This window comes from Nonomuraea sp. NPDC050022 (assembly GCF_044460705.1).
Taxonomy (GTDB): domain Bacteria; phylum Actinomycetota; class Actinomycetes; order Streptosporangiales; family Streptosporangiaceae; genus Nonomuraea.
In genome coordinates, this window is sequence record NZ_JBITKE010000024.1 from 67,039 (window position 1) to 76,174 (window position 9,136).

6 protein-coding genes are annotated in these 9,136 nt (G+C 71.6%); 3 read left to right on the plus strand and 3 right to left on the minus strand.

The annotated features are described in order from the left end of the window. Positions 1 to 10: 10 nt before the first annotated feature. Positions 11 to 868, minus strand: coding sequence for a hypothetical protein (locus ACIBO2_RS57410; protein WP_358549279.1), 858 nt, complete (start codon positions 866 to 868; stop codon positions 11 to 13). A 112-nt stretch (positions 869 to 980) separates the two neighbouring features. On the opposite strand from ACIBO2_RS57410, the gene ACIBO2_RS57415 reads away from it, so the two are divergent. Together ACIBO2_RS57415 and sepH are read left to right on the plus strand one after the other, a co-directional pair. After that, positions 981 to 2,045, plus strand: coding sequence for a S8 family serine peptidase (locus ACIBO2_RS57415; protein WP_397305227.1), 1,065 nt, complete (start codon positions 981 to 983; stop codon positions 2,043 to 2,045). A gap of 164 nt (positions 2,046 to 2,209) precedes the next feature. Further along, entirely contained in the window at positions 2,210 to 5,311 is a 3,102-nt protein-coding gene (sepH, locus tag ACIBO2_RS57420; protein ID WP_397305228.1) for a septation protein SepH, read from the plus strand. Between the two features lie 317 nt (positions 5,312 to 5,628). On the opposite strand, the gene ACIBO2_RS57425 is transcribed toward sepH, so the two are convergent. Next, positions 5,629 to 7,161, minus strand: coding sequence for a PH domain-containing protein (locus tag ACIBO2_RS57425; RefSeq protein ID WP_358549312.1), 1,533 nt, complete (start codon positions 7,159 to 7,161; stop codon positions 5,629 to 5,631). Between the two features lie 239 nt (positions 7,162 to 7,400). Further along, the gene (locus ACIBO2_RS57430) at positions 7,401 to 7,922 is read right to left on the minus strand and encodes a PH domain-containing protein (RefSeq protein WP_358549286.1); all 522 of its coding nucleotides are present in this window, start codon (positions 7,920 to 7,922) and stop codon (positions 7,401 to 7,403) included. Positions 7,923 to 8,060: 138 nt separating this feature from the next. On the opposite strand from ACIBO2_RS57430, the gene ACIBO2_RS57435 reads away from it, so the two are divergent. Beyond that, positions 8,061 to 9,035, plus strand: a complete 975-nt coding sequence (locus tag ACIBO2_RS57435) for an ATP-binding cassette domain-containing protein (RefSeq protein WP_397305229.1) — start codon at positions 8,061 to 8,063, stop codon at positions 9,033 to 9,035. Positions 9,036 to 9,136 lie beyond the last annotated feature (101 nt).

The window sequence follows — 9,136 nt, forward strand, 5'->3', positions numbered from 1 at the left end:
CTACTTGCTTTTACTGTGCCTCGGCGGGTTCGTCCTGCTGCGCCGGTTGTGACTGCTGCGGCGGCTCGGTCGGGGTGGACGGCGCTTCGGTCATGCGGCCGGGGTCCTGGGCCGAAGTGGTCGCTGACGGGGTCGACGGCTCCACGGTGTTCTTGCCGGGGTCCTTGCTCGCGTCCTTGTCCGTGCCGGTGGGCGTCGGCGTCGGGCTCTGGGACGAGCGAGTCGGCGAGGCGGTCGGGGAGGTCGTCGGTTTACCGCTGGGCGTCGCCGGGTCGCTGTAGAACGTCCGGGGCTCGACCGCGGGCTCTTCCTTCTCCTTGACGGGCGCCTTGCCGCGCTCGGTCACCGGCTTGCCGCCGGTGAGCTGGTCGTGCACGGTCGTCTGAGCGATGGTCTGGTACGTCAGGATGCCGCCCATGCTCACCCCGAACACCAGCGCCGCGGCCAGACCCGTCTTCGCCCACGGCACACGCCTTCGCGCCGGCACCTCGATCGGCGCCATGACCAGCGTGGTCTCGCCGGGCCGCGAGGGCTCACCCGGCCCCTGGGCCTCACTGAGGTTACGCACCGTAGCGTGCGCGGCCGTCGCCAGCTCGCCCTGGCCCTCGTCGCGCTCGGGCGGAGGATCCGCCGCGCCGGACTCACGCCAGGCGATCACCGTGTGCTGCTTGACCTTCTCGCCCGTACGTTTGAGGTAGTGCGTGTAGACCGCGGTGGCCACCGTGCTCGCCACGCTCATCAGCGCCGCGCCGATCACCGTTCCCCCCACGCCGAGGTAGGAGGCTCCGACCGCCGCCGTGACCGCCGCCAGGGCGCTTCCCGCGATCTGCGGCATGCTCAGCTCGAACTTCCGCTGCTCGCCGCTCATCCCCCGGATCAGTCCTTTCTCGCCCGCGTTCGGTAAAGAGCTTTCTCGTGAATAGACGCGAGGGCGTGTCCTGTTGTTCCTGTGACGTGTGTGACAGACACCCTCGTCGCTCGTGCCCCGACGAATCGGCCTGCCCTCTCTCTACCTCGCCGCGGCCGCGGCGACGGCCGTGACCACCGCGATCCCCATCGCCATGGCGCCCGCCTCCGGCATCGCCTCCCGGCCGCCGATAACCGAGCCTACGCGCCCGTACATCGTTACCGTGCGTGACCGGGCCGAGGCCCGCGACCTGGTCGGCGAGATGCGATGGCGGGTACGCCGCTTCTACACCGCCGCACTGCCCGGCTTCGCCACGCTACTGAACGCGAGCGAGCTGGCGGAGCTCAGCGCGGACCCCAGGGTGGTGGCGGTCGAGCCCGACCGCGAGATCCACCCCATGCCGCTCACCACGTCCGCCCGACGCCACGCCCGCCGCGCCCCCCGTGCCGCCAGTACCCCCCGCACCCGCCGTGCCATCCGCGCCGCTCGTGCCACTGGGAAGGGCGTCACGGTCTACATCGTGGACAGCGGCGTCGCCCACGGCCGAACCGGCGCATTCCGCTCAGGGAATCCCCATATGTCGGGACGCACGGAGACTCTCCGTATGTCGGATGGATTGAGGGATCGGCTCTGGTGGGCCTTCGACGCCACCGGGCGTACCGGCGAAGACTGCGACGGCCACGGCACCCGGGTGGCGCGCGCCGTGGCCGGCCGGTCGCACGGCGTGTCGCCCCAGGCGAGCGTCGCCTCGGTACGGGTGCTGGGCTGCGACGGCTCCGGCAGCCTGTCGGACGCCCTGGCCGGCCTCGACTGGGTACGTCGGCACGCCCGGGGTCCCGCCGTGGCCAATCTCTCCCTCGACGGCGCCGACTCCCCGGCCCTGCGCACCGCCATGGCCCGCCTGGCCCGGTCCGGCGTCTTCGTCGTCGCCGCCACCGACACCGGCCGATGCCGGCTCTCCCCCACCGGCGAGACGTACTCCGCCAGAGCCCCCCGCCTGGCCGGCGCCGCCGCCCTCTATCTGGAGCTCCATCCGGGCGCCAACCCATCCGTTCTGGCCTCTTGGCTGAAGTGCTCGGCGACGCGTGACACTATTCGCCAGAATCCGTCGAGGGCTTTGCGCACGGGCAGGCCTTGAAGATGATGGAATCAACAAATGTGACTGGCGTCACATCGCCCCTGGGCTATCCCAGGAAGGCGATGTTCGGACATGCCGGGTACGGTGCTGGCAGGCAACCGGCACACGCGAGAGACTCAAGGGTCCGGGGGAAGAATGAGCAGCACGCTGACGAAGGGACTCGCATGCAGGAGCTCCGACTCGTCGCGGTAAGTGAGGACGGTACCTATCTCGTGCTGGCGACAGCAGGGCGGGGTACACGGTTCACGCTTCCCGTGGACGACCGGCTCCGTGCTGCCGTCCGCGGCAACTTCTCCCGTCTCGGCCAGTACGAGATCGAAGTGGAGAGTCCGTTGCGCCCCAAGGAGATCCAGGCCCGCATTCGTGCCGGAGAGACAGCCGAGGAGATCGCCGCCACAGCGGGCATCCCGGTCGAACGCGTCCGCTGGTTCGAGGGCCCCGTGCTCCAGGAGCGCGAGTACGTGGCCCAGCAGGCGCAGCGCGTGTCCGTACGCATGCCCGGAGAGTCCTCAGCCGGCCCGACGCTCGGCGATCTCGTCGCCGAGCGGCTCACCAGGCGCGGCGTGCCCACCGACGAGATCGACTGGGACTCCGCCAAGCGCGACGACGGCCTCTGGCGCGTCAAGCTCGGCTACGTTTGGAACGGTCACACCAGGCACGCCGAGTGGCTCTTCGACCCGCGCAGGCGGCACGTCACGCCGCACGACGACGAGTCGATGCGGCTCTCGGCCGCCGACTTCGACCCCAGCCCCGTGGTGGAGGACACCACGGTCACGCCGTTCACGCCGCGAGTGGCCAAGCTGCAGCCGGTGCCGCCGCTGGCGTCGGACCCGCTGCCGTTCCCGTCGGTGATCCGCCACGAGCCGGAGTCGCAGGAGCCGGCGGTCGGCTACCAGCCGAGAGGCACGGAGTCGCCCTACGGCCGCCCGCCGTCCCGTGATGTCCCGTCCCGTGATGTCCCGTCCCGCGAGACTCCCTCCCGTGAGACCCCGTCTCACGGCGCACCGTCCCGCGAGACCCCGTCCCGTGAGACGCCCTTCACCCCAGCGCGAGAGGCCCCTTTCGACCGCGCCCCCGCAGCCGACCCCGCCGGCCGCACGGCGGAGCCCGGCTACCGCTCGGACCCGCCCGCGAGGGACTACCGCTCGGAGCCACCCGTGCCCGGCTACCGTGCTCCCGCGCAGGAGACCGGCTACCTGGCCGAGCCGTCGGCACCGGAGACGGGCTACCGCGCCCAGGAGCCCGGCCACCGTTCCCATCCTTCGGCGTCGTCAGCACCTACGGCATCTTCGTCGTCGGCGTCGTCGGCGCAGGACACCGACTACACCCGCCCCAGCGACCCTTCGGCACGCCATGGTGACCCTTCGTCCTGGCTGCCCGACTACGGCACTCCCCGCCCGCCTGACCGCCAGCCCGACCGCCCGACCGGCCGAGACGGCGAGGCCATCTACGCCGCGGCGAGCCGCGAGAGCACGCCTCCGGGCACCCGTACCACTGCGTCCGCGCCCGAAGACACTGTCACGCTGCCCCCGGCACCGGACGCGACCCCCGGCACACACGCCGCAGAGAGGTCGGTTTACGATTCACCCGCTGTAGACGGCCCGGCCGCCACCGCAGGCGCCGCAGACGGCCCGGCCACCGGCGCAGGCGCCGCAGACGGATCGGCTGTTGGCGCGACCGCAACAGAGGCACCGGCCGCCAACGCGTCCGCAACGGAGGGCCAGGCCGTCGCCGTGCCCACCGCAGAGGACCCGACCGTCAACGCGCCCGCCGCAGAGGGCCCGGTGGCCAACGTGCCCGTCACAGACCACCCAGCGACCAGTGCGCCCGCCACTCAGGGTCCGGCCGTCAACGCGCCCGGCGTTCAGAGCTCGGCCGCCGACGCGCCCACTGCGCAGATCTCCGCGGAGTCGGTGCCCACCAAGGATTCGCCTTCGTCTGCGGATTCGCCGTCTGCCGTGGCAGGCACCGACGCCCCGGCTGCGGAGTCCGTACAACCCGCTGGGACCCCGAAGCCCACCACAGCCTCAGGACCGACCACACCACCCCAAACCGAGTCGAAGCCCACCACAGACGTGGCAGCCGAACCGCAGGCAGCCGCCAGCTCCGCCTCCGAGGCGGAGCCCGACAGCACTCTCACCGAACCGCAGTCCGCTGGGACTGTCACTGAGCCGAAGCCCGGTGACATCGTCGTCAAGCAGCCCGCCGGCGCCGCAACGGCGAGCACCGCCGCAGAGAGCACCGCTGTGGAGAGCACCACCGCTATGGGGGGCGCCGCTCTGGGGGACGCCGCTCTGGGGGACGCCACGGTGGGGAGCACCACCGCGCCGCAGACGTCCCCCGCCACGGAAGCCCAGACCGAAGGCCCAGCGCAGAAAGCCACCGGCCAGGAAGCCGCTGCTCAGGAGGCTTCTGCTCAGGAAGCACCTGGCCAGGAAGGTACTGGCCAGGCGGCCACCGCAGTGGTCGGCACGCCCGCCACTACGGACCCCATCACCACACCGCCCGTCACCGAGGCCGCGCCTGCGGCTAAGGACGCCACTGCTCCCGCGACGGCAGCCGACCAGGACGCCTCCAAGACCGCGCCCGAGACGGCCGAGCGGTCGGCAGCCGAGCCGACTGCCGACCTGACCGCCGAGCCCGAGCCCACGACAGCGGCCCCCAAGCCCAGCCCCACGGCTCCTGAGCCCCAGACCGCCGCAGGCGTACCTGAGGCAGGCACCACCCCGACGGCCAACGCAGCCCCCAAGGCCGGCGCAGCCCCCGAGGCCGGCGCTGCCCCGAAGGCCGAGTCGACCGCGAAGGCCGAGTCGACCGCGAAGGCCGAGTCGACCGCGAAGGCGGACACAGAGGCGACTGCCGCCGAGCCGGTACCGACCGCGCCCGTACCCAAGCCCAAGCCGCAGCCCTCGAAGCCCCACCCCAAGGCCGAGTCCTCGGCGCCCGCGCCGACCACGGCACCCGCGCCCAAGGCCGAGCCCGCAGTGGCCGAGCCCAAAACCGAGCCCGCCACTGAGCCCAAGGCTGAGCCGGCGGCGGCCAAGGCTGAGCCGACAGCGCCCGAGCCTGCCGTACCAGCCGCGAGGTCGAGCAAGGACGACACCGCGAAGCCCGAGCAGCCGGCGGCCAAGGAGGAGCCCCCGGTCCCGGTGCCCTCTCCCCCGCCCGCCCCTGCGGCCCGTCAGCCGCGCAAGGGCTCCAGGGGGCGTCGGGCCTCGGTACCGACCTGGGACGAGATCATGTTCGGCGCCCGCCGCCAGGACTGAGCCGAGCACCGCCCGCACACCGCTCAAGCGCCGTCCACACACTGGCGTCTGAGCGCCACCCACACCGCCCGCGCACTGCCCGGCGGTTCGTCGGTGATCTCCCCGCAGGACCTCTCAGGCCGCAGGACCTCCCAGGCCTTAGGGCCTCCAGGGCCTCCCGGGCCTCAGGGCCCCTGAGCGCCCTGGGGCCCAGGTTGAAGGCGCGAGGACGTGAGCGGGGGCGAGGGCTCAGGCGGAAGGGCGTCGGCTGACCTCACCGACACCGTAGAACAGCGCGTCCGGAGATATCCCCTTGGCGAGCAGCGGAGGGTGCCCGCCTACTGCTCCTTGGACAAGAACGGAGCCAGCCACTCCGGTGTCACTTCGGCCGGGAAGCCGATCGCCTGGGACTGTGAGACGTCGATCGCCGAGTAGCCGCCCTTGCCCGCTCCCACCCCGGCGGTGAGCGTGTACACCCCGGCTCGCCGCTGGAACCACGTCTGCCTGAGGTGCCAGCCCACCACCGCGCGGCGTTCCACCATCGCTTGCGAGCGGCGGAGGGAGCCTGAGCGGACCGCCAGGCGTACGCCGTCGTATCCGTGTCCCAGAGACCTGTATCGGTCGAGGCCGAGGGGAATCCCCAAGCCCGCCAGGAGGAGAGCGACCACGGTCCCGATCCACCAGATCGGCTGAGCGGTCAGCAGGGCCGTCAGGGCGGTGGCGAGGGCCGGCGCGAGCCACGGGGCGACGGCGCGGAAGAGGCGGCGGTTGCGGGCGATGGGCGGGTGGGGACGGAGTTCGGCCTGGTAGGTGCCGATGGCCTCCCCGGTGACCCGGAAGGCGACCGCGCGCGGGACGTCCGGCAGGAGTTGGCCGCGGGTCTGGGAATCGCCCAGGCCCGTCACGATGGCCCAGACCCGGGCGACGCCCGCCCAGCGCTCGGCGAGTCCTTCGATGATCTCGTAGCCCCGTACGCGCCCCGCCTCCAGGGACACGCTGCGCCGGTTGATCAGCCCGCGTTCGGCCACCAGGTAGCCGTCGCGGCTGATGAGGCGGAAGTTCCAGTTGAACACCGCGTACATCACACCGCCCACGAACGGCATCGCCACCACGAGCAGCAACACCACGGCGAGCAGCAGGTAGGGGTGCTCCCAGAGCCACTCCCCGACGGTGAGCGCGGCGTCCCGGCCGTAGCCGAGGTCGTCACCCCATTGGAACGCCAGCCCCACGGCACCGCCCGCCAGGGCGAACGGCGTCAGCAGGTACGCGCCGGACAGCGGGCCGTACAGCAGCCAGGTCCACGGCACGCGGATGATCTCCTGCTCGGCCTCCACCGTCTCCCCGCGAACCGCAGCGGACACCGTGACCGCGGCGGGATCCGTGGCGGGATCCGTGGCGGCGACGGCGGCGGAGCCCTCATCGGGCGTCGCGGCTCGGGCGGGGCGGGTGGCGCGGGTGCGTCGGAGCAGGACCGACTTCAGGCGTTCGGCCTCCTCGCGGGTGACGCCGTCGAGCTTGCCCTCCTCCTCGCCGCCGCTCGCCCCAGTGTCGATCTTGAGTACGGCCAGACCGAGCAGCCGGTGCATGGGCGGGGTGGAGACGTCCACGCCGCGGATCCGCTCCAAGGGGATGGTACGGACCGACCGGCTGATCAGTGAACGCTTGATCTCCAGACGATCGCCCACGATCTCGTAGCTGAATATCGCCCACCGGACGACGGCGAAGGCCAGCGTGACGCCGACCCCGACCGCCGCCCAGGTGTACGACATGCCGGAGAACCCACCCACGAACAGCAGCCCGACAAGGGGGAAGATCAGCGACGGGATCATCCGTACCGGGTGGATGAGCAGCACCTTGGGGCTCAACCGCATCGGCACCCCAGCGGGCTCCACAGGCCCAGCGGGAACGGTCACCGGCGGGAACGAGCCCTCACGAGCGGGATCAGCTGGTTCGGGCGCCGACTGGTGCATGGGAGGCGCGGGATCAGCTTCGGGCGTGGACGCGTGCGAGGAGGGCCCAGGGCGAGGTTCGGGAGCCGCCGGGTGCTCGGGAGGCCCGGGATAAGGTTCGGGCGCCGACGGGTGCGCGGGAGGGCCGGGGCGGGGTTCGGTCACGTGGCATCGTCCCTGAGCTGCTCCGCGCGGTGCGCCAGTTCCTCCGCAAGCCCGGCCGCCACCGTGTAGTCCAGGCCCTTGATCGTCGACGAGCCCGCGTGAGAGGCCGTACGGATCTCCAGGGTCGCCAGCCCGAGCAGCCGTTCGACCCACCCCTGCGCCTTGTCGACCGTCTGGATCCGGCTGACCGGCACGAAGACCCACTCCCGGGTCAGGAACCCCGACCGGGTGTAGACCACATCACCCGACAGTTCCCAACGATGTACGGCATAGCGTACGAACGGCTCGGCCACCAGGAACGGCGTGGTCAGCACGCCCACCCCCACCGGCAGCAGCCACGGATCGTCTGCGAACCAGCCGGGCACCCACGACCACCCGCTCCCCCCGACCCACTGCGCGACCAGGATCGAGCACCCCACGAGCAGCACGAACCCGAACAACGCCTCAGCGAGCCAGAGCCGGATGGCCTTGGGCGAGACACGGTGTTGGGGGTCACGCAACGGGCCAGAAGACGTCACGAGGCCAGCTTATGGCTCCCGCCCGCGTCGGTGATCGGCCAGAGGCGCCGGATGCCGGCCGGACGCCGGCCGGAACGCCAGCCGGAAACTGTCGGTGCCGTAGTCCAAAGTGGAGGCACCGAGGAGAAGGGGCGGGTCATGCAGTATGCGATTCAGGCAGACGGCCTGGTGAAGCACTATGGCGAGACCAAGGCACTCGACGGTGTGGACCTCGCCGTGCCGATTGGCAGGCTGCTCGGCGTGCTGGGGCCCAACGGCGCGGGCAAGACGACCGCCGTGCGCATTCTGGCGACGCTGCTCACGCCTGACTCGGGCACGGCCACGGTGCTGGGGTTCGACGTGCGCCGGCAGGCGCATCAGGTGCGGTCGCTGATCGGGCTGACCGGACAGTACGCCGCGGTCGACGAGATGCTGACCGGTGTCGAAAACCTGATGATGATCGGCCGTCTGCTGGGCTTGTCGCGAGGTGAGGCGAGGGAGCGGGCGAAGGCGTTGCTCGGCCGGTTCGACCTGGCCGACGCCGGGGGCCGGGCCACGAAGACCTATTCAGGTGGGATGCGCAGGCGGCTCGACCTGGCGGCGAGCCTGGTGGGCAGGCCGCAGGTGCTGTTCCTGGACGAGCCGACGACCGGTCTCGACCCGCGTAGCCGCACCGAGCTGTGGGGCGTCGTGCGCGGTCTGATGGCCGACGGCGTGACCGTGCTGCTGACCACCCAATACCTGGAGGAAGCCGACCAGTTGGCCGACGACATCGTGGTGTTCGACCACGGCAAGGTCATCGCGTCGGGCACGTCCGACGAGCTCAAGGCCACCACCGGCGCACAGGTGCTGGAGGTGCGGCCGCTCAGGGAGGACCAGCTCGACCTGGTCGCCAAGGTGGTCACCGACGTCCTCGACGTGGCGCCCGACCTGTCCGGCGCCATGGTCACGGCCGCCGTGCGCGACCCGGCCGTGGTGCCCGCCATCGTCCGCCGCCTCGACGACCTCGGCATCGTCGCCTCCGAGCTGGCACTGCGCAAGTCCAGCCTCGACGAGGTGTTCCTGGCCCTAACCGGGCACCGCGCGGAGGACGAGCAGACGGAGGAAGCCCTCGCGTCAACGACCCCCTCCTGATGGAGGGGGCTTGAGGTGCCGTCAGGTGCTTTGAAGCCCCGCGTTGACCAGCCCTAGTCATCACCGTTGGAGGTGTGATCCAGATGGCTACCTTTCACGCA

What these genes read in the sequence shown, in the direction of transcription:
- ACIBO2_RS57410 (WP_358549279.1), bottom strand. Translation starts at nt 868, where the DNA reads ATGAGCGGCGAGCAGCGGAAGTTCGAGCTGAGCATGCCGCAGATCGCG.
- sepH (WP_397305228.1), top strand. Translation starts at nt 2,210, where the DNA reads ATGCAGGAGCTCCGACTCGTCGCGGTAAGTGAGGACGGTACCTATCTC.
- ACIBO2_RS57425 (WP_358549312.1), bottom strand. Translation starts at nt 7,161, where the DNA reads ATGCGGTTGAGCCCCAAGGTGCTGCTCATCCACCCGGTACGGATGATC.
- ACIBO2_RS57435 (WP_397305229.1), top strand. Translation starts at nt 8,061, where the DNA reads ATGCAGTATGCGATTCAGGCAGACGGCCTGGTGAAGCACTATGGCGAG.